Origin of the sequence: Paracandidimonas soli (assembly GCF_004342005.1) — a bacterium.
Lineage (GTDB): Bacteria > Pseudomonadota > Gammaproteobacteria > Burkholderiales > Burkholderiaceae_B > Paracandidimonas > Paracandidimonas soli.
Genome location: NZ_SMBX01000002.1, coordinates 571776 through 590774 on the forward strand (window position 1 = coordinate 571776; position 18999 = coordinate 590774).

Annotated in this window: 16 protein-coding genes and 1 pseudogene; 6 read left to right on the forward strand and 11 right to left on the reverse strand. The window is 63.3% G+C overall.

Translation table 11 applies throughout. The features are described 5' to 3' along the window. Nucleotides 1-128 precede the first annotated feature (128 nt). The 5 genes from EV686_RS06290 to EV686_RS06310 are packed head-to-tail and all read left to right on the forward strand — an operon-like array spanning nucleotide 129 to nucleotide 6066. Nucleotides 129-1886: a PAS domain-containing sensor histidine kinase gene (locus tag EV686_RS06290; RefSeq protein ID WP_132474611.1), complete on the forward strand. Its 1758-nt coding sequence runs from the start codon at nucleotides 129-131 to the stop codon at nucleotides 1884-1886. Further along, the gene (locus EV686_RS06295) at nucleotides 1883-2509 is read left to right on the forward strand and encodes a response regulator transcription factor (protein ID WP_132474613.1); all 627 of its coding nucleotides are present in this window, start codon (nucleotides 1883-1885) and stop codon (nucleotides 2507-2509) included. Before EV686_RS06290 ends, EV686_RS06295 begins: the two co-directional genes overlap by 4 nt. Next, complete coding sequence (gene folD / locus EV686_RS06300) at nucleotides 2506-3369, forward strand: bifunctional methylenetetrahydrofolate dehydrogenase/methenyltetrahydrofolate cyclohydrolase FolD (protein WP_132474614.1); 864 nt, start codon at nucleotides 2506-2508, stop codon at nucleotides 3367-3369. The genes EV686_RS06295 and folD overlap by 4 nt, the downstream gene beginning before the upstream one ends. 25 nt (nucleotides 3370-3394) lie before the next feature. Then, a complete protein-coding gene (locus EV686_RS06305; RefSeq protein ID WP_132474616.1) occupies nucleotides 3395-5455 on the forward strand; it encodes a M3 family metallopeptidase in 2061 nt (686 codons plus the stop codon). Nucleotides 5456-5472: 17 nt separating this feature from the next. Continuing rightward, entirely contained in the window at nucleotides 5473-6066 is a 594-nt protein-coding gene (locus tag EV686_RS06310; RefSeq protein WP_132474618.1) for an SCO family protein, read from the forward strand. Nucleotides 6067-6108: 42 nt separating this feature from the next. Here EV686_RS06310 and EV686_RS06315 read toward each other — a convergent pair whose 3' ends face one another. Further along, entirely contained in the window at nucleotides 6109-6309 is a 201-nt protein-coding gene (locus EV686_RS06315) for a heavy-metal-associated domain-containing protein (protein WP_132474619.1), read from the reverse strand. A 133-nt stretch (nucleotides 6310-6442) separates the two neighbouring features. On the opposite strand from EV686_RS06315, the pseudogene cueR reads away from it, so the two are divergent. Beyond that, nucleotides 6443-6820 (forward strand): annotated as a pseudogene (cueR, locus tag EV686_RS06320) (Cu(I)-responsive transcriptional regulator); the annotation flags it as partial. 43 nt (nucleotides 6821-6863) lie between these two features. Here the strand turns inward: cueR and EV686_RS06325 are convergent. The 10 genes from EV686_RS06325 to EV686_RS06370 all read right to left on the reverse strand — a co-directional run bounded on the left by EV686_RS06325 (nucleotide 6864) and on the right by EV686_RS06370 (nucleotide 18733). After that, nucleotides 6864-7316, reverse strand: a complete 453-nt coding sequence (locus EV686_RS06325) for a flagellar protein FlhE (protein ID WP_132474623.1) — start codon at nucleotides 7314-7316, stop codon at nucleotides 6864-6866. 30 nt (nucleotides 7317-7346) lie between these two features. Next, nucleotides 7347-7928 (reverse strand): nitroreductase family protein, encoded by a 582-nt coding sequence (locus EV686_RS06330; protein ID WP_132474625.1) that lies wholly within the window; start codon nucleotides 7926-7928, stop codon nucleotides 7347-7349. Between the two features lie 102 nt (nucleotides 7929-8030). Further along, the gene (gene pdxJ / locus EV686_RS06335; RefSeq protein ID WP_377748084.1) at nucleotides 8031-8804 is read right to left on the reverse strand and encodes a pyridoxine 5'-phosphate synthase; all 774 of its coding nucleotides are present in this window, start codon (nucleotides 8802-8804) and stop codon (nucleotides 8031-8033) included. Beyond that, nucleotides 8801-10279 carry an efflux transporter outer membrane subunit gene (locus EV686_RS06340; RefSeq protein ID WP_132474626.1) on the reverse strand — a complete coding sequence of 493 codons (1479 nt, stop codon included), beginning with the start codon at nucleotides 10277-10279 and terminating at the stop codon, nucleotides 8801-8803. The genes pdxJ and EV686_RS06340 overlap by 4 nt, the downstream gene beginning before the upstream one ends. Further along, nucleotides 10276-13464 (reverse strand): efflux RND transporter permease subunit, encoded by a 3189-nt coding sequence (locus EV686_RS06345; protein ID WP_132474628.1) that lies wholly within the window; start codon nucleotides 13462-13464, stop codon nucleotides 10276-10278. The genes EV686_RS06340 and EV686_RS06345 overlap by 4 nt, the downstream gene beginning before the upstream one ends. 75 nt (nucleotides 13465-13539) lie before the next feature. Continuing rightward, complete coding sequence (locus tag EV686_RS06350) at nucleotides 13540-14766, reverse strand: efflux RND transporter periplasmic adaptor subunit (RefSeq protein WP_132474630.1); 1227 nt, start codon at nucleotides 14764-14766, stop codon at nucleotides 13540-13542. 214 nt (nucleotides 14767-14980) lie between these two features. Then, a complete protein-coding gene (locus EV686_RS06355) occupies nucleotides 14981-15775 on the reverse strand; it encodes an ABC transporter ATP-binding protein (RefSeq protein ID WP_132474631.1) in 795 nt (264 codons plus the stop codon). Nucleotide 15776: 1 nt separating this feature from the next. Further along, nucleotides 15777-16673, reverse strand: coding sequence for an ABC transporter permease (locus tag EV686_RS06360; protein ID WP_132474633.1), 897 nt, complete (start codon nucleotides 16671-16673; stop codon nucleotides 15777-15779). A gap of 146 nt (nucleotides 16674-16819) precedes the next feature. Further along, nucleotides 16820-17779 (reverse strand): ABC transporter substrate-binding protein, encoded by a 960-nt coding sequence (locus EV686_RS06365; protein ID WP_132474635.1) that lies wholly within the window; start codon nucleotides 17777-17779, stop codon nucleotides 16820-16822. A 192-nt stretch (nucleotides 17780-17971) separates the two neighbouring features. After that, nucleotides 17972-18733, reverse strand: coding sequence for a class I SAM-dependent methyltransferase (locus tag EV686_RS06370; protein ID WP_243650766.1), 762 nt, complete (start codon nucleotides 18731-18733; stop codon nucleotides 17972-17974). Between the last annotated feature and the right edge of the window lie 266 nt (nucleotides 18734-18999).

Consider the following 18999-nt stretch of genomic DNA (forward strand, 5'->3'; position numbering starts at 1 on the left):
CAAGCAAAATTTCACTTTACGGTATCATATTTCACAATATGAAATCAACAAAAAGGCTTGCAAGCCTCCCGCCCACATTTCTTTCCGTAACAGTCTAAAATGCCTGACTGACCCCAACCGTACGACGCATGGCAAGCCCGAGCAAGAAAACCCTCATCCAGACCAGTTTCTATGAGCAGGCCAAGAGCAGCCGGCGCGGTTTCTACTGGCTGGCGCCGGTCATCGTTCTGATCCTGTTCCTCTGCGTCATGGGCATGTTCGCCTGGCTGCAGCAGATCCACAACGACAGCGTCATGTTCGTCACTATAGACCAGGAAACGCGCCAGCAACGCCTGCTGATGGTGGTGGCAGCCCTGTCCTGCGTCATTGTCGTCAGCCTGCTGTTCCTCTGGCGCTATACCCGCATCCGCTCGCGCGCGGAAGCCGCGCTCATCGCGGAAACCGGTTTTCGCCGCGCCATGGAAAACTCCATGTCCACCGGCATGCGCGTGCTCGACATGCAGGGCCGCATCGCCTATGTGAATCCGGCATTCTGCCGCATGATAGGCTGGAACGAGGCCGACCTCATCGGCCGCACCACGCCTTTTCCATATTGGGTGCCGGGCCGCCACTCCCAGCACCAGGAAACCCTCAACCTGCTGATGTCGGGGCGCGCGCCCAGCAGCGGCCTCGAAATCGAAGCCCAGCGGCGCGACGGCTCGCGCTTCACGGCCCGCATGTATGTCTCCCCGCTGCGCGATCCCCAGGGAGAACAGATCGGCTGGATGACCTCCATGACCGACATCACCGAACCCAAGCGCATCCGCGAAGCCCTGACCGCCGCGCATGAGCGCTTCATGACCGTGCTCGAAGGGCTGGATGACGCCATCTCCGTGGTAGCCGATACGCCGGAAGGCCTGGAATTGCTGTTCGCCAATCGCACCTATCGCCGCTTCTTCGGCGCGCAGGCCGGCGGACATGGCGAACTGCTGGGCGGCAGGCTTGGGCGCTTCACCGATGAAACCGTGGAAATCCATTCCGAAACGGCGCAGCGCTGGTTCGAGGTGCACCACCGCATCCTTGCGTGGACCGACGGCAGGCGCGTGCGTCTGCAAGTGGCGCGCGACATCACCGAACGCCGCAATCATGAAGAAGCCTCGCGCATCCAGCAGGAGAAGATCCAGTTGACCAGCCGCCTGACAACCATGGGCGAAATGGCCTCCTCCCTGGCGCACGAGCTGAACCAGCCGCTGACCGCCATCACCAACTACAGCATGGGCGCCGTCGCCATGCTGCGCTCCGGCCGGGCGAAGCCCGAGGACGTGCTCGAAGCCATGGAAAAGGCCGCCAAGCAGGCGCAGCGCGCCGGCAAGATCATCAGCCGCATCCGCGAGTTCGTCAAACGCAGCGAACCCCAGCGGCAGACAGTTTCCGTCACCGGCATCCTCGACAATGCCGTGGCTTTCGCCGACATCGATGCACGCAAGCGCAGGATCAGCATCGAATGCTCGACGCCGGACCCCATGCCTGACGTCATGGCCGACCCGATTCTCATCGAGCAAGTCCTGCTGAATCTGCTCAAGAACGGCGTCGAGGCCATGGAGGCCAGCGACTATCGCACCTTGCACGTCATCATTACCGAGCAGGATCCCCTGGTCGAGTTCGCCGTCATCGATCGGGGCCACGGACTGAAAGACCCCGAGCGCCTGTTCGAGCCCTTCTACAGCACCAAATCCGAGGGGCTGGGCATGGGGCTCAATATCTGCAGAACCATCATCGAATCACATCACGGTCGACTATGGGCCGACGCCAATCCGGACGGCGGCACCATTTTCCGATTCACCCTGCCACGCGTCGCACCACAAGTGCGGATACCATCAGAGGATTCCCAGGAGTTGCATGCATGACCATTACCCAGACACCAAGCCTGATCTACATCGTCGATGACGATGAAGCCGTACGCGATTCCCTGCGCTGGCTGCTCGAAGCCAACAGCTACCGCGTCAAGAGCTTCGGCAGCGCCGAAGAATTCCTGGAAGGCTACGACCCCGACAGCATCAGCATACTGATCGTCGACGTCCGCATGCCGGGCATGAGCGGGCTGGAACTGCAGGAAGAGCTCATCAAGCGCAACTCTCCCATCCCCATCGTGTTCATCACCGGACACGGCGACGTGCCCATGGCCGTCTCCACCATGAAGAAAGGCGCCGTCGACTTCCTGGAAAAACCCTTCAACGAAGGCGAGCTGCGCAGCATCGTCGCCCGCATGCTGCAACAGGCCGCCGAGCGCGTTTCCCAGGCCCAGACCCGCAAGAACCAGCAGCTCATCCTCAGCCGCCTGACCGCGCGCGAGCAGCAGGTGCTGGAACGCATCGTGGCCGGCCGCCTCAACAAGCAGATCGCGGGCGACCTGAACATCAGCATCAAGACAGTGGAGGCGCACCGCGCCAACATCATGGAAAAACTTGAAGTAACAACCGTGGCCGATCTGATGAAGATCGCGCTCGCCAGCAACGAGACCTCGGCATGACAGCGAAACGCATCGATGGAAAACAGCTTTCCGACGCCATCAAGGCCGACGTGGCCCACCGCGTCGCGGCATTGAAACAGTCGGGCATACAGCCCGGGCTGGCCGTCGTGCTGGTGGGAGAAGATCCCGCCTCCCAGGTCTATGTGCGCAACAAGGCGGCCGCTTGCGAAAAGGCCGGCCTGCACTCCGAAGTGCTGCGGCTGCCCGCCGATATCACCGAGGAGCGACTGCTGCGCACCGTGCGCGAGCTCAACCTCGACAACCGCATCCACGGCATCCTGGTGCAGCTGCCGCTGCCCCCGCACCTGAATTCGGCCCGCGTCATCGAAACGATCGCCGCGGAAAAAGACGTGGACGGCTTCCACATCAGCAATGCCGGCCTGCTCATGACCGGGCAGCCGCTGTTCCGCCCGTGCACGCCCTATGGCGTCATGAAGATGCTGGAAAGCGAAAATATTCCCCTGCGCGGCGCGGAAGCCGTCATCGTCGGCGCCAGCAATATCGTCGGCAAGCCCATGGCCATGCTGCTGCTGGCCGCGGGCGCCACCGTTACCATCTGCAACTCCAAGACCCGCGACCTGGCCGCCCAGACGCGCCGCGCTGACGTGCTCGTCGTCGCAACCGGCAAGCCCGGCATCGTCACGGGCGACATGATCAAACCCGGCGCCACCGTCATCGACGTCGGCATCAACCGCCTGCCCGACGGCAAGCTGGCCGGCGATGTCGATTTCGATTCCGCCAGCGAAGTCGCGGGCGCCATCACACCGGTCCCCGGCGGCGTCGGCCCCATGACCATCGCCATGCTGCTGGTCAACACGCTGGAAGCCACCGAACGCTACGCCGCCCGCACGGACGGCTGATCCTCCCATCTGAATCAAGGCAACAATGTCCCGCAATCCCCTGAATGTTCCCATCGACACCCTGCTCGATTATGCGGCCATCGAGCCGGCGCATATCGAGCCTGCCATCGACAGCCTCATGGCCGAGGCCCGCGCCGCCGTCGAGCACGCCGCGGACCCCACGATCGATGCCAGTTGGGATACCGTCGTCGAACCACTAGAAACCGCTTCGGCCCGCCTCTGGCGCGCCTGGTCGGCCGTGGGACACCTGAATGCCGTCGTCAATACGCCTGAACTGCGCGCCGCCTACAACGCATGCCTGCCCAAGGTCACCGAATTCTCGACCTGGGTAGGGCTGCATCACGGCCTGTACATGCAATACCGCCGCCTGCGCGAAGCCCCGGACTTCGCCAGCCTGTCTCCGGTGCGCCAGCGCATCATCGACCTGGCCTTGCGCGACTTCCGGCTCAGCGGCGTGGAGCTGCAGGGCGAGCAGCGCGAGCGCTATGCCGAGATCTCCGACCTGGAGGCCCAGGCATCACAGAAGTTCTCCGAAAACGTGCTGGACTCCGTCGATCGCTGGTCGCTGATCGTCTCCGACGAGCAGGAACTGGCGGGCCTGCCGGCCGACGTCGTCGCAGCGGCCCGCAAGGCGGCGGCCGACGACGGCAAGGACGGCTGGAAGCTGACGCTGAAAATGCCCTGCTACCTGCCCGTCATGCAGTACGCCGAGAACCGCAAGCTGCGCGAAACCCTGTATCGCGCCTACGGCACCATCGCATCCGAGCAAGGCAATCCCGAGCTGGACAACTCTTCGCTGATCGAACAGCTGCTTGCGTTGCGCGCCGAAGAGGCGCGGCTGCTGGGTTATGGCGATTTTTCCGCGCTGCGCCTCGAAACCCGCATGGCCGACAGCGCAAAGCAGGTGCAGGATTTCCTCAACGATCTCGCCAGAAAAGCCCGACCCTACGCCGAACGCGACCTGGCCGAACTGCGCGAGTTCGCCCGCGAGCATCTCGGACTGGAAGACCTGCAGCCCTGGGACAACGGCTTCGCGGCGGAGCGCCTGCGCCAGCAGCGCTACAACTATTCCGAAGAAGAAGTCCGCCAGTACTTCACCGAGCCGCGCGTCCTGCAAGGGCTGTTCGACGTCGCCGGCACGCTGTTCGGCGTGCGTTTCGAACCATTGCAGGCTCCGGTATGGCACAAGGACGCCAGCGCCTGGCGCGTGCTGGACGGCCAGGGCGACACGCAAGGCATCCTGTACCTGGACCTCTATGCGCGCCCCGGCAAACAGGGCGGCGCCTGGGTCGACAGTGAACGTTCGCGCAAGCGCACGGCAAACCGGCTGGAAACCCCCATCGTCTATCTTACCTGCAACTTCACGCCGCCCCAGGACGGCCGCCCCGCGCTGCTGACACACGACGATGTCATCACGCTCTTCCATGAAAGCGGCCACGCGCTGCATGCGCTGCTTTCCCAGGTGGACGAACCCGGTGCGTCACCATTTGCCAGCGTCGAATGGGACGCCATCGAACTGCCCTCGCAGTTCATGGAAAACTTCTGCTGGGAATGGTCCGTGATCGGCCAGTTATCCGCCCACGTGGAAACTGGCGAACCCCTGCCGCGCGAACTCTACGACCGCATGCTGGCCGCGCGCAACTTCCAGAGCGGCATGCAGCTGCTGCGCCAGGTGGAGTTCTCGCTGTTCGACATGCGCATCCATACCCGGCCCGAAGGCCTTTCCATCCAGGAAGTCATGGATGTGCTGCAGGAAACCCGCAAGGACGTCGCCGTCCTGTTTCCGCCGGAATGGCATCGCTTCCCGCACAATTTCTCCCACCTGTTCGCAGGCGGCTACGGCGCGGGCTACTATAGCTACAAATGGGCGGAAGTCCTGTCGTCGGACGCCTTCGCCCTGTTCGAGGAACAGGCCCGGGCCGGCAACGGCAGCGTTCTCGATAGCGCTGCCGGCGCGCGCTTCCGCGACGAAATCCTGGCGGTCGGAGGCTCCCGTCCCGCGAAGGAGTCCTTCGAAGCCTTCCGCGGACGCCCCGCCTCCATCGATGCGCTGCTGCGCCATAGCGGCATGGCGGAAGCGGCCTGAACCAAAGGAACTGCCCGATGCGATCCCTGCTTGCCCTTCTGCTGACAGCCATGCTGCAACTGGGCGGGCTTGGGGCCGCGCAAGCCTCGGCCGTCTACAAGGTGGGCGGTTTCCTGCCCGACCTGCGCTTCACGCTGAGCAGCGCCGGCAACCCCGCGGTTACCGAAGCCGACTTCAAGAACAAAGTCGTCATGCTGTTCTTCGGATACGCCAGTTGTCCCGACATCTGCCCCATTACGATGGCCCAGCTCGCCCAGGTCCGGCAGAGCCTGGGCGACGACGCGGACAAAGTCCGCATCGTATTCATCAGCGTGGATCCGCATCGCGACACGCCGGACATGCTGCAGGCCTACGTTGAAGCTTTCGGCAGCGATGCCGTTGGACTCACAGGCACCGAGCGCCAGATCGCCGCCGTGGCCAAGCGCTACCGTGTTTCCTACCAGATGGCAAGACCCTCCGGCCCCGAAGGCCGGAACTACGAAGTCACGCACAGCCGCGGCATCTATTTCTTCGACAGCAGGGGCAAGGCGCGCTTTCTGGCATCAGACGGAGAGTCCATCGACACCCTGACGGAAACGGCCAGGCAACTCATCACGGAAACCGCGCGCTGAGCACCTTCGGGACTTGCGCGGCTATACGCCGCGCAGCCGGGTTTATCGCGCCTGAGGCGTGTAGCCCGCTTCGCGAATGACCTTCTCGACCACGTCGGATGCCGCATCGGTTTCCACGATGACGATATGCGTAGCGGTATCCGCGCTGACGACGGCGCCAGGAACAGCTGCGGTGACGGCTTCGGTGATGGTGCGCACGCAATGGCCGCAAGTCATGTCCTGAACCTCGAACTTCAGTGTCATGGAGTTCTCCTGATAATGAATGATTAAGAAACCCGTCAAGTCTAAACCTTGCCACGATGGCAAGGGCAAGCTCTTCCTTCACTTCATGGTAAGGTTTAGACTTGTCTTCGTTTCACGACACAGGCGCGACAGCATGAATATCGGGCAGGCGGCAAGCACATCCGGACTTTCCGCGAAAATGATCCGCTACTACGAAAGCACGGGACTGCTGCGGGACAGCAAACGCAGCAGCGCCGGCTACCGCATCTACGATGAAACGGACATCAACGAAATGCGCTTCATCCGCCGCTCCCGCGAACTCGGTTTTTCGCTGAAGCAGACCATGTCGCTGCTGGCTCTGTGGCGGGACAAGAACCGCGCCAGCGCCGACGTCCAGCGGCTGGCCCAGGAGCACATCCAGGAACTGGAAGCCAAGGCGGCTGGCCTGCAGCAGATGGCGGATTCCCTGCGCCATCTGGTCAAGGGATGCCGCGCCGATCATCGCCCCGACTGTCCTATCCTGGAACGCCTGATGGAAGGCACGCTGTTGCTGGCCGCTGATGAAAAAGCGCCGTCTACGGCCGGTACCACACAGTCACGCTGCTGCGGATGAACAGGGGCGGGCTGCTGCCCGCCCACTGCCGCACCTGATGTCGCAGGAAAAAGGCCTGCGCCGCGGGCTGGCCCTGGAAAGCACCCGTCGTCACGGAAGAACCATGCATTTCGATGCACTGGCCCGTGGATGCCGCGCACAGCTCCGTCTTCAGCCAGGCATTGGATTCATATCGGCGGGTTGCATTGACCCGCGTCACTTTGGCGCCCGCCGGAATGGACGCATCCGCTTCCGGAGAAAAATGCTGGGAAACCTCTCGCCCCGGAGCCGTCAACGCGCCGCTGGTGCCGGACGCATTCCATAGCGCATCCGCCTCCGCCGGCAATGCCGGCAGCGGGAGCAGCATGGCGGCCGCGAGGGCTGCCATCCGCAGCAAAGCCCGCAGGCCCGGCTCCAATGAGTCCGCAGTAGGCATGACGCTATCGGCAGGCACTGAGTGCCGCCGTCACTCCCCCGTCCATTCGGACACGAACTGTCGATGGTCGGGCCGTGTCATCGGGAACTGCTCGTCGATGGGCGTCCCGATCGCCAGGAAGCCCATGAAGCGGTATTCCAGGCTGTCGAAGCCCAGCGTCTCAGGCACCGCATCCGTATAGGTCCCGAGGCCGGTGCTCCAGAAAGCACCATAGCCCAGTGCATGCGCTGCATTCAGGATGTTCATGACGGCGGCGCCGGTAGCCAGCAGGCGCTCGTCTTCCGGGATCTTGGTATTGCTGTGGTCCAGCTTGCAGGCTATTGCCAGCATCAAAGGCACCTCGGCCAGCCAGCCGCGTACGGACTGCTGCTTCTGCTCCGGCACCGGCGAGCCGGCCTCGGCTTGCGCGCGGAAGGCGGTATCGGCCAGCTTGCCGACGGCCTCGCCCTGTATCAGCTTGAAGCGCCACGGCCGCAGCTTGCCGTGGTCCGGCGCGGACATGGCCGCCTGGAGGATCTGCTCCAGCTCTTCCTGCGAAGGCGCCGGAGCCTGCACGAACTTGACGGACCTGCGCGACAGCAGGAAATCGATGGGAGAACTGGTCGATGACATGGCAAACCCTTATGAAACAATGACGATATCCGGCGAACCCAGGACCCGCGTATCGAAACCGCTGCTTTGCCAGCCAGCGCAAAGCAGTATCATGGCGACAGTTTACAGGCCGGATCCGGATTGCCGACAGGCGCTGCGCATCAGCGCCTTCATGTCGCGCACGGCCTTGTCCAGGCCATCGAACACGGCGCGGGCGATGATGGCGTGGCCGATATTCAACTCCGATATTCCCGGCAAGGCCGCGACCGCGGATACGTTTTCGTAGTGCAGTCCGTGTCCGGCATTGACGCGAAGGCCTAGCGACAGGCCCGCGACGACGGCCTCGCGCACGCGCTGCAGCTCCGCCGCCTGAACTGCCGCATCAGCGGCATCCGCATACGCGCCGGTATGCAGCTCGATGACCGTGGCGCCGCTGCGATGCGCCGCTTCGATCTGGGCCGTTTCGGGATCGATGAACAGCGACACGCGGATGCCGGCGTCCTGCAACTGCTTCACCGCATCGCCGACCTGGTCGAAATGGCCCAGCACGTCCAGCCCGCCTTCCGTCGTCAGCTCTTCTCGTTTTTCGGGAACCAGGCAGACATCGTCCGGCTTGGTCCTGCAGGCCAGATCCAGCATTTCCGCGGTAATGGCGCACTCCAGATTCATGCGCGTGCGGATCTGCGCGCGCATCTGCGCCACATCCGTGTCCTGGATATGACGACGGTCTTCGCGCAAATGCAGCGTAATGAGATCGGCGCCCGCGTCCTCCGCCACCAGAGCGGCCCGCACGGGATCCGGATAGGCCGTCAGCCGCTGCTGGCGCAAAGTGGCGACATGATCGATATTGACGCCAAGCTCGATATCGGCGCCTGCCATACCCGAAAAAAACGTCATTGCCGTTCCTGATTTTCCTGAGCGTTGACCATGCCCTGCGAAGCCAGGACGGTGTTTTCCGTCCATCCGCCGCCCAGGGCCTTGTACAGCGTTACCCGATTGAGCAGCGCATCCATGCCGGTCTGCAGCAGCGCCTGCTGCGCTTCGTAGAACGTCACTTCGGCCGTCTGCACCTGCAGGAAGCTGTCGATGCCCGTCTCATAGCGCAGTTGCGCCAGCTTCAGGGCGTCGTGTGCGGATTTCTCCAGCGACTTGAGCGCCTCGACCTGCCGGGCATAGGTGGCTTCGCCCGCCAGCGCATCGGCCACTTCGCGGAAGGCCGTCTGTATGGACTTCTCGTATTCGGACACGGCAATATGCTTGCGAGCCTCGGCCAGCGCGAGGTTGCCCGCCACGCCGCCTGAGAAGATAGGCATCTGCACCTGCGGCGAGAACTGCCAGAAACGGTTGCCGCTGCCCATCAGTCCGCCCAGTTGCGGACTGGCAAAGCCCAGCAGACCTGTGATGGAAATGTTGGGGAAGAACGCTGCGCGCGCGGCGCCGATATTGGCGTTCGCACCACGCAAGGCATGCTCCGCCGCCAAGATGTCCGGCCTGCGCTGCAGCAGTTCCGACGGCAGGCCCGCGGGCAGGCTCGCCACCAGTTGATCCCTGCCGAATTCGGCCGCCTCGGGCAGGTCGGCCGGCGGAGTCGTACCCAGCAGCAGGCTCAGGGCATTGCTCGCCTGCTCGCGGGCCCTCAGGGTCGAGGCATGATCCGCCCTGGCCGTATCCAGCTGGCTTTGCGACTGGTGCACATCCAGCTCGGATGCAACGCCCGCGTCGAATCGGGCGCGCACCAGGTCGTGCGTGGCCTGGCGCGCACGCAGCGTTTTCTGGATCAAGTCCGACAACTGCTCCGCCATGCGCTGGCGGAAATAAGCTTCCGCCACCTGCGCGATCAGATTGATCTGGACCGTGCGCTGCGCCTCCCCTGTAGCCAGGTACTGCTGGTAGGCCGCCTCGGAAAGATTCCTGACACGCCCGAAGAAATCGATCTCGAACGAGGTCATGGCGGCGCCCGCCTGGTAGACGCGGCTGACGCTGGGCGAGTCGGGGCCGGCGGCGCGCAGGTCCGGCGGATAGCGCGTGATCTGCCCTGTTCCGCCGATGCCGAGCGTCGGGAAACGGTCGCTTTGCGCAATGCCGTACTGCGCCCGCGCTTCCTCGACGCGCTGGACGGCGATGCGCATGTCGCGGTTGTTTTCCAGCGCGATCCCGATCAGTTCCGCCAGGCGGGGATCGCGGAACATTTCACGCCAGCCGAGATCCGCCGCGGCCTGGGCCGCCCCGGATTCCTGCTGCTGGCCATAGGACGGGAAAGCGCCCGGTACGGGGCTTTCCGGCTGCTCATAGCGCGGAGCCAGCGAGCAACCCGCCATCACCAGCATGACGGCGACGGCTGTCGATGAACGGACAAACATACGTTGGCTCATGCCTGGTCTCCCTGCTTTCCGGCCTGCGAAGCGACTGCTCCCTCGGATGCCTCATGATGGCTGAACCCGTGATCGCTGAATACCTTGGGCTTGGTCTTGAAGAGCCTGAGGATCACGACGAAGAATGTCGGCACGAACAGCACCGCCAGCGGCGTCGCCGCCAGCATGCCGCCGAACACGCCGAAGCCCACCGCATTCTGGCTGGCGGCGCCCGCGCCCGTGGCCAGCATCAGCGGCACCACGCCCAGGATGAAGGCGAACGAAGTCATGAGGATGGGCCTGAAACGCAGGCGCGCCGCATGGATCGTCGCCTTCAGGAGATCGCCCTCCTCCGCGTAGATATCCTTGGCGAATTCCACGATCAGAATGGCGTTCTTCGCCGCCAGCCCGATCACGGTCACCAGCCCCACCTGGAAGTAGACGTCATTCGGCATGCCGAGCGCGGAGACCAGGCCGACGGAGCCCAGCATACCGAGAGGAACGGCCATGAGGACAGACAGCGGAATGGCCCAGCTTTCGTACAGGGCGGCCAGGACCATGAACACCACCAGCATCGACAGCGTCAGCAGAATGGCATTCTGCGCGCCCGCCTGGCGTTCCTGGTAGGACAGCCCGGTCCACTCATAGCCGAAACCGTCGGGAAGCTTGGCCATCAGATTCTCGATTTCCTGCATGGCGTCGCCCGAGGAGTATCCGGGCGCGGCGCCTCCTCCGATCCGGATCGATTCATAGCTGTTGTAGCGTACGATCTGCACCGGACCCGTTTCCATGTCCAGGGTGACGAACGAGGACAGAGGCACCATTTCGCCCGCCGCATTCCTGGCATTGAGCTTCAGGATGGACTCCGGCGTGGCGCGATGAGAGCCTTCGGCCTGTACCCAGACGTTCTGCAAACGTCCCATATTGGGATATTTGTTGATGTAGCTGGAGCCCACCGATGTGGAAATCAACTGCGCAACCTCGGCGAAATTGACGCCCAGCGCGGCCGCCTTTTCACGGTCGACGGTCAGTCGCACCTGAGGACCGGAGCCCAGTCCCGTGATGCGCACGTCGGCCAGTACGGGGCTTTCGGCGGCCAGCGCCAGCAATTGCTGCGCCGCGGCCATCAATTCATTATGCCCCGACGAGGCGCGATCCTGCAGGCGCACGTCGAAGCCCGATGCATTGCCCAGTTCGGAAATGGCCGGCGGCACGATGGTAAAGGTCATGGAATCGGGCAGGCCGAACAGCAGGCTGCCGATCGCCTTGTTGGCGACGGTTTCGGCCGAATGCTCGGCGCCCTTGCGTTCCGCGAAATCCTTCAGGGTCACGAAGGCGATGGCGGCGTTCAACCCGCTGCCGTTGAAGCTGAAGCCCTGTACGGCGATGATGTTTTCCACCTCGGGCTGGTTCATGAAATAGCCCTCGACCTGCTCGATCAGATCGATCGTGCGATTGGCCGTGGAACCCGAAGGCAGCTCGATATTGGCAATGACATAGCCCTGGTCTTCCTGGGGCAGGAAGGCGCTGGGCAAGCGCAGGTAGAGGAAGCCCATGACCACGGCCAGGGCCAGGTAGATGAACATCATGCGCCCGCCGCGCTTGAGGCTGCGCGTCACCCAGCCCTCGTAGGCGTTGGTCGAACGGCCGAACACCCTGTTGAACCAGCCGAAGAAGCCTTTCTTTTCTTCGTGGTGTCCCTTGGGAATGGGCTTGAGGAAGCTGGCGCAAAGCGCCGGCGTGAAGGTCAGCGCCAGGAAGCCTGAGAACATGATGGACACGGCCATGGCGACGGAGAACTGCCGGTAGATCACGCCCACGGAGCCGCTCATGAAGGCCAGCGGCAGGAACACGGCGCTCAGGACCAGTGTAATGCCCACGATGGCCCCGCTGATCTGCGGCATGGCCTTCTTGGTGGCCTCCCTGGGCGGAAGCCCGTCCTCGACCATGATACGCTCGACGTTTTCCACCACCACGATGGCGTCGTCGACCAGAATCCCGATCGCCAGCACCATGGCGAACATGGTCAGCACGTTGATGGAAAAGCCCAGCGCATACATCACGGCGAAAGCGCCCAGCATGGCGACCGGCACCACCAGCGCCGGAATCAGCGTATAGCGGACATTCTGCAGGAACAGGAACATCACCAGGAACACCAGCACCATGGCTTCGAGCAGCGTGTGGACGACCTGCTCGATGGAGACGCCCACATACGGCGCGGTGTCGTAGGGAATGGTGTATTCGATATTGCCGGGGAAGAATCTCGAGAGTTCCTCCATCTCGGCCTTGACGGCATCGGCGGTCGCCAGCGCATTTGCCGTCGGCGACAGCGACAGCGCGAACGCGGCCGTGGGCTGCCCATTGAGGCGCGCGCCGAACTGGTAGCTGTCAGCGCCGACCTCGACGCGAGCCACGTCGGACATGCGCACGATGGAACCGTCCGTATTGGAGCGCAGGACGATCTTCTCGAATTCGGCCACGGATTCCAGCTCGCCGTTGACCACGACCGGCGCGGACACACGCAGTTCGATCGGATTGGGAGGCGAGCCGACAATACCCGCCGACACCGCCAGGTTCTGCGCGGCGATGGCATTGTTGACGTCAGTGATGCTCAGGCCGTATCCGACCAGCTTGTCAGGATCGACCCAGACTCGCATCGCGCGAGGCGCCGCAAACAGCTGGAACTTGCCCACGCCCGGAACCCGCGAGATCGGGTTCTGGATGTTGCGTGTGATGTAGTCGGCCAGTTCCATCGCACTGACGGAACCATCGCTCGACGACAAGGTGACCACCATCAGGAAGCCGGTACTGGTCTGGGACACCTTCAGGCCCTGTTGCATCACCGCGGCCGGCAGTTGCGCAGTCACGTTGGAAATGCGGTTCTGCACGTCGACCTGCGCCATGTCGGGATCCGTGCCGGGCGCAAAAGTCGCCGTGATCTGGGCGCTGCCGTACGAGTCGCTGACGGACTCATAGTACAGCAGCCCCTTGGCGCCGTTGAGCTCGTTCTCGATGATGCTGGCGACCGATTGCGAGACATCCTCGGCCGAAGCGCCGGGATAGGTCGCGCTGATTTCGATGGCGGGAGGAGCGACGGCCGGGTACTGGGACACCGGCATGCTGGGCAGCGACATCAACCCCGCAAGAGCGATGGCCAGCGCCACAACCCACGCAAAGATAGGACGCTCAATAAAAAACTGTGGCATGTGTGCTCACCTGGATAGCATTGTCTGGAGTTGGAGCGGCCGCTTCGCCGCTCCGCGATACCTCGATGACGCGGATCAACCCGCCTGCCCCGCCGGCTGCTCTCCGCCCTGGGGCTGGTCCGGCTTCGGCTGCTGTTGCGCGCCGTCCGCTTTCCACGGCATGGGCTGGACGGGCGCGCCCGGCCTGATCTTCTGGAAGCCCTCGACGATCACCGCATCGCCGGCCTGCAGGCCGCTGGTGACGACCACCTTGCCATTCATGGAAGGGCCCGTGAGCACGGGAGAAACCGCAACCTTGCCGTCCTTGACGAGCATCAGGCTGCTGCGTCCGTCGGCCGTGCGCTGCAGGGCCTGCTGCGGCACCATCAACGCTTTTTCATCGATGCCTTGCTGCAGCCTGACGCGCACATACATGCCCGGCAGCAGGATCTTGTCCGGGTTGGGGAATTCGGAACGCAGCACGACCTGGCCTGTCGTGGGATCCACCGACACGCCCGAGAACAGCAGCCTGCCAGGTTCCGCGTAGAGCTCGCCGCCGTCCATCAATGCCTGGGCTTGCGCGGCGCCATCGCCGGCCTGCTTCAGCGTGCCGTCGGCGATAGCCTTGCGCAATTGCGCGAGCTCCGCCGTCGAACGCATGGAATCGACATAGACGCGATCCAGCTGCTGCACGGTGGCAAGCTGTGTGGCCGACGACGCGCTGACCAGCGCGCCTTCCGTCACCAGCGATTTGCCGATGCGGCCATCGATCGGTGAGGTGATTTTCGTGTAGCCCAGGTCGATGTCCGCCGCCTGCAGCGCCGCTTTCGCGGAAGCGATTGCGGCATCGGCCTGCGCCGTCCGGGCGACGGCGTTGTCGTAGTCCTGGCGGCTGACGGCGTTCGCCTTGATCAGGGTTTCGTAGCGCTTGGACAGCGTGCGCGCGGCGCCCGCATCCGCCTGCGCCTGCTTGAGCATGGCGGCCGCCTGGTCGCGGGCAGCCTTGTAGGGCGCGGGATCGATGGTGAAGAGCAACTGCCCTTCCTTGACGTCGCTGCCCTGCTCGAAATGGATGCCGGTCACGATGCCCGTGACGCGGGCGCGGATCTGCGCATCACGGATGGCTTCCACCCGGCCAGGCAGGTCGGCGAACATCTCGGCGCGCGAAGGCTCCACGGTAATGACGCTGACCGGCACCTTCATGCCGCCGGGAGCGCCTCCGTCCGCTGGCTTGTCCGAGCATGACGCCAGGACGAATACCGCAGCCAAAGGAAGAATAATACGGCCAACTTTCCGCCTGGACGGCAGATATTGATGAAACATGGAGGACTCCCGCGCGACGATACACCCTGAGGCGTACGAATGGTGTGCATTCTTGGGTATGAGCAAAGCGAGAGTATAAAGCGAAAAGCAAGGGAAAATACGGATGCCCCTAAAAAATGAATCAAAAAAGATTCATTTTTGACAGGAACAGTTTTCATCACGCAACAGGCTTCTGTTGTTGCTTTCCTGAATGGCGAGGCAAGCGCCGCCATTCCTATCCCAGCAGCAGCTTATCGTCGTCCAGTTGCTCGCCGCGCACCCTGGCGAACATGGCCAACAGGTCGGGGACATCGAGGCTCTTGCGCTCTTCGCCGGAAACATCCAGCACGATGTTCCCCTGGTGCAACATGATGGTGCGATCGCCGATATCCAGCGCCTGGCGCATACTGTGCGTCACCATCATGGTCGTCAGGCCGCTGTCCTCTACGATGCGCCGCGTCAACTGCAGGACGAAGTCCGCGGTGCGCGGGTCCAGCGCCGCCGTGTGCTCGTCCAGCAGGAGAATCCGAGACGGCTGCAGCGCGGCCATCAGCAGACTGACCGCCTGGCGCTGCCCTCCCGACAACAAGCCTATCCTGTCCGTAAGTCGGTTTTCCAGGCCCAGGCCAAGCGTGGCGAGACGCTCGCGAAACAGCTCGCGCATCGAGGACTTGACCGCGGCCCCCAATCCCCGGCGCTCGCCGCGGGCGCTGGCCAGCGCCATGTTCTCTTCGATGGTCAGGTCCTCGCAAGTGCCCGCCATGGGATCCTGGAACACCCGCGCCACGGAGCCCGCCCGGGCCCATACGGACTGGCGCGTAACATCCGTGCCATCGATATGGATGGCGCCGCTGTCGATGCCGATATCGCCCGAAACAGCATTTAACAGCGTGGATTTACCAGCGCCATTGGAACCGATGACCGCAACGAACTGGCCTTCGGGGATATGCAGCGACAGGCCGCGCAGGGCCCTGGTCTCGATCGGCGTGCCCGCATTGAAAGTAATGTGGATATTGTCGACGCGCAGCATGTCAGGCCCTCTTCTTATTGTTACTACGCATGCGCTGGCGCATCAGGGGGATCACCAGCGCAACGGTGACCAGGACGGCAGTCACCAGGTTCAGGTCCTGCGCCTTCAGGCCGATGAAATCGGCATTCAGCGCCAGGGCAATGAAGAAGCGATAGAGCACCGCGCCCACGATGACCGCCAGCGTAACGACGACCAATCTGCGCGACGGCATGATGCTTTCGCCGACGATGACTGCGGCCAGGCCGATCACGATGGTCCCGATCCCCATTGAAATATCGGAGCCGCCCTGGGACTGGGCGAACAGCGCTCCCGCCATAGCGCACAAGGCATTCGACAGCGCCATGCCGACCAGGATCATGCTGCCTGTCGCCACGCCCTGCGCGCGCGCCATCCTGGGATTGGAGCCCGTCGCCCGCATGGAGAGGCCGTTCCTCGTGGCGAAATACCAGTCGAGCAGCAGCTTGACGACGATGACCAGGGCGAGAAGGATCAGCGGCCGCGCCACATAATCAGGCACCGCCTCGGGCTGCAGCACGGTGAATACCGTGGACTCTGTGATCAGCGGCACATTGGGCCTGCCCATGATGCGCAGATTGATGGAATACAGCGCGATCATCATCAGGATGCTGGCGAGCAGGTCCATGATCTTCAGCTTGACGTTCAGCCAGCCCGTCACCATGCCCGCAAGCGCTCCCGCACAGGTGGCGACCAGCGTCGCCAGGAAGGGATCGCTGCCCATGCTGATCAGCGTGGCGGCCACGGCCCCGCCCAGCGGGAAGCTGCCATCCACGGTCAGGTCGGGAAAGCGCAGTATGCGGAACGAAATGAGCACGCCCAGTGCGACCAGGCCGAAGATAAGCCCGATTTCGAGGGCGCCCCAAAGTGAGTAGATCGACATAATGCGAAGTCAGTCAGGCGGGCGGACAACCGGTTCGGCGTCCGCCCGCGCGGAGGTTTCATTTTTGATGATAGGCGGATGCCGCCTGCCCGGTTTCGTCTCTGGTGGGCGCGATGCTCCGGACGGCCTGGCTGCGGCAAAGCCGATTATTCTACAACCTGGCTGGCGGACTTGATGAAATCTTCCGACAGAGTGACGCCCTGCTGTTTCGCAGCCCCCGGATTGACGAACAGTTGCAGATTGTCGCTGGTCTGCGAAGCAATCGCGCCAGGCGCTTCGCCCTTCAGGATGCGCACGACCTGCTTGCCCGTCTGCAGGCCGATATCGTAGTAATCGATGCCCAGCGCGGCGATGGCGCCGCGCTTGACGCTGTCGGTATCCGACGCAACCAGGGGCACGTCGGCGTCGTTGCCGACCTTGACCAGGGCTTCATATGCGGACACGACGTTATTGTCGGTATTGGTATAGATGACATCGACCTTGCCGACCAGGCTGCGGGCTGCGGCGCCGACATCGACCGTACGCGCCGCCGTCGCCTCGACCAGTGTCATGCCAGACTTGGGCAGAAGCTCGCGCAGCCTTTCCACCACGACGACAGAGTTGGCTTCGCCGGGGTTGTACACCATGCCCACCCGCTTGGCGTCGGGCACGACGGAGCGGATCAGCTCGACCTGCCTCTCCAGCGCCAGCGCATCGGATACCCCGGTCACATTGGTGCCCGAAGGCTCCAGCGACGGAACCAGTTGCGCGGCCACGGGGTCGGTTACGGCGGAATAGACCACGGGAATCGTCTTGGTGGCGGCAACGACCGCCTGAGCCGAAGGCGTAGCGATGGCGACGATGGCGTCCGGCTTGTCTCCCACGAACTTGCGGGCGATCTGCGCCGCGATGGCGGTATTGCCCTGCGCCGTCTGGAACTGCCATTTGAGGCCCTTGGCTTCGGTGTAGCCGGCGTCCTCGAGCGCTTTCTTCACGCCGTCCCTGACCGAATCGAGAGCGGGATGCTCGACGATGGATGTGACGGCGACGGACTGCGCCTGCACGGCGGTATGCGCCACAACGCCTGCCAGGGCTGCAACGCCCAATGCCAATTTGACGGACTTCATGCAAAAACTCCTTCCTCAAGTGGATGCATATGAGACGGGCGCAGCGCCAGCCGGGGTCATCCGGTCAAGTCTATCGTGCCTGCGCGCAAAGTTCTTCAGGGGATATCCCTGCCAGGCGGCGTACCGCCCGTCGCGGAATTATTGCATGCTCCGTGCGTTTTCCGGCAAAGAGGCTTGCGCTTGGGCCTGTGGTCAAAAAGTCGCGCTGCGCGCGCCGCCGCGCCCCTGCAGCAAGGCGCGCGCCCAGCGCACCGCAGGCAGGCCGTATTTCCTTTCCACCTGCTCCGCCCTGTCGATGAATTGCGCGACCGGGATTCTCAGCAACGGCCCTTTCAACCCCAGGACGATGCGATTGCCCGCCTCGTCCTCCGGCAGTTCCAGCACCCTTCCCTGGAAAGCCGCCTTTATGTTGGCCAGATTGCGAGCATAGCTATCATGGTAGCCGAACAGATTGACCGTCATCACGCCTGCATCGGCCAGTGCGTGGTAGCAGCCCTGGTAGAAATCCTCGGAATCGCGCACCGGCCCCTGGGCCGAGGCGTCGTAGAGGTCTACCATCAGCGCAATGAAGCGTCCGTGATTGTCCGCGTCCAGCACCCATTCACCCGCATCCGCATGCGTGATGGTCGAGCGATCGGATCCCGGCAGGCGGAACCAAGCCCGGCAGGCGGCCGTCACCTGCGGATTCCACTCTACCGTCTCCGCAGAGCAAGGCATGTGGCGCAGGGAAAAGCGCAACAGCGACCCAGCCCCAAGCCCGAGAATCCCCAGTGTATCGGAGCGCTTCGGCTCCAGAAACAACAGCCACGCCATCATTTGCTGGGTATAGTCCAGCACCAGCTCGGACGGCCTGGAAGAACGCATGGCGCCCTGGATCCATTCCGTGCCGAAATGCAAATAGCGTATGCCGCCGCTTTCCGAAAGCGTCGGCGGTTCGAATTCAAGTTTGTCCAAAATCTGAGGGCTCCGGATACTGGCGCGCACGATGCGGACGGCGTCGACATCACGCGCGTTCATTGCGTATTGATCAATGTCGCATTATGCCCCAAGCCGGATATGCCCGGCCGCGCCCCGTCACGCCGGGACGCGCGGATGCTATAGTGGCATCCACGCAACATGAGGGCCGCATCCCCAATGCGCCGCAGCTGGGGAGCCAGGCACTCGCCAATCCTTATAAATCAGTTGAATGATCCAACCCAACCAACTGATATAAATAGAAT

Excerpts from the sequence above, each read along its gene's own strand:
- EV686_RS06290 (WP_132474611.1), top strand. The coding sequence starts at position 129 with ATGGCAAGCCCGAGCAAGAAAACCCTCATCCAGACCAGTTTCTATGAG.
- pdxJ (WP_377748084.1), bottom strand. The coding sequence starts at position 8,804 with ATGACGTTTTTTTCGGGTATGGCAGGCGCCGATATCGAGCTTGGCGTC.
- EV686_RS06310 (WP_132474618.1), top strand. The coding sequence starts at position 5,473 with ATGCGATCCCTGCTTGCCCTTCTGCTGACAGCCATGCTGCAACTGGGC.
- EV686_RS06305 (WP_132474616.1), top strand. The coding sequence starts at position 3,395 with ATGTCCCGCAATCCCCTGAATGTTCCCATCGACACCCTGCTCGATTAT.
- EV686_RS06330 (WP_132474625.1), bottom strand. The coding sequence starts at position 7,928 with ATGTCATCGACCAGTTCTCCCATCGATTTCCTGCTGTCGCGCAGGTCC.
- EV686_RS06295 (WP_132474613.1), top strand. The coding sequence starts at position 1,883 with ATGACCATTACCCAGACACCAAGCCTGATCTACATCGTCGATGACGAT.
- EV686_RS06315 (WP_132474619.1), bottom strand. The coding sequence starts at position 6,309 with ATGACACTGAAGTTCGAGGTTCAGGACATGACTTGCGGCCATTGCGTG.
- EV686_RS06325 (WP_132474623.1), bottom strand. The coding sequence starts at position 7,316 with ATGCCTACTGCGGACTCATTGGAGCCGGGCCTGCGGGCTTTGCTGCGG.
- EV686_RS06365 (WP_132474635.1), bottom strand. The coding sequence starts at position 17,779 with ATGAAGTCCGTCAAATTGGCATTGGGCGTTGCAGCCCTGGCAGGCGTT.
- EV686_RS06355 (WP_132474631.1), bottom strand. The coding sequence starts at position 15,775 with ATGCTGCGCGTCGACAATATCCACATTACTTTCAATGCGGGCACGCCG.
- folD (WP_132474614.1), top strand. The coding sequence starts at position 2,506 with ATGACAGCGAAACGCATCGATGGAAAACAGCTTTCCGACGCCATCAAG.
- EV686_RS06345 (WP_132474628.1), bottom strand. The coding sequence starts at position 13,464 with ATGCCACAGTTTTTTATTGAGCGTCCTATCTTTGCGTGGGTTGTGGCG.
- EV686_RS06340 (WP_132474626.1), bottom strand. The coding sequence starts at position 10,279 with ATGAGCCAACGTATGTTTGTCCGTTCATCGACAGCCGTCGCCGTCATG.
- EV686_RS06360 (WP_132474633.1), bottom strand. The coding sequence starts at position 16,673 with ATGTCGATCTACTCACTTTGGGGCGCCCTCGAAATCGGGCTTATCTTC.
- EV686_RS06350 (WP_132474630.1), bottom strand. The coding sequence starts at position 14,766 with ATGTTTCATCAATATCTGCCGTCCAGGCGGAAAGTTGGCCGTATTATT.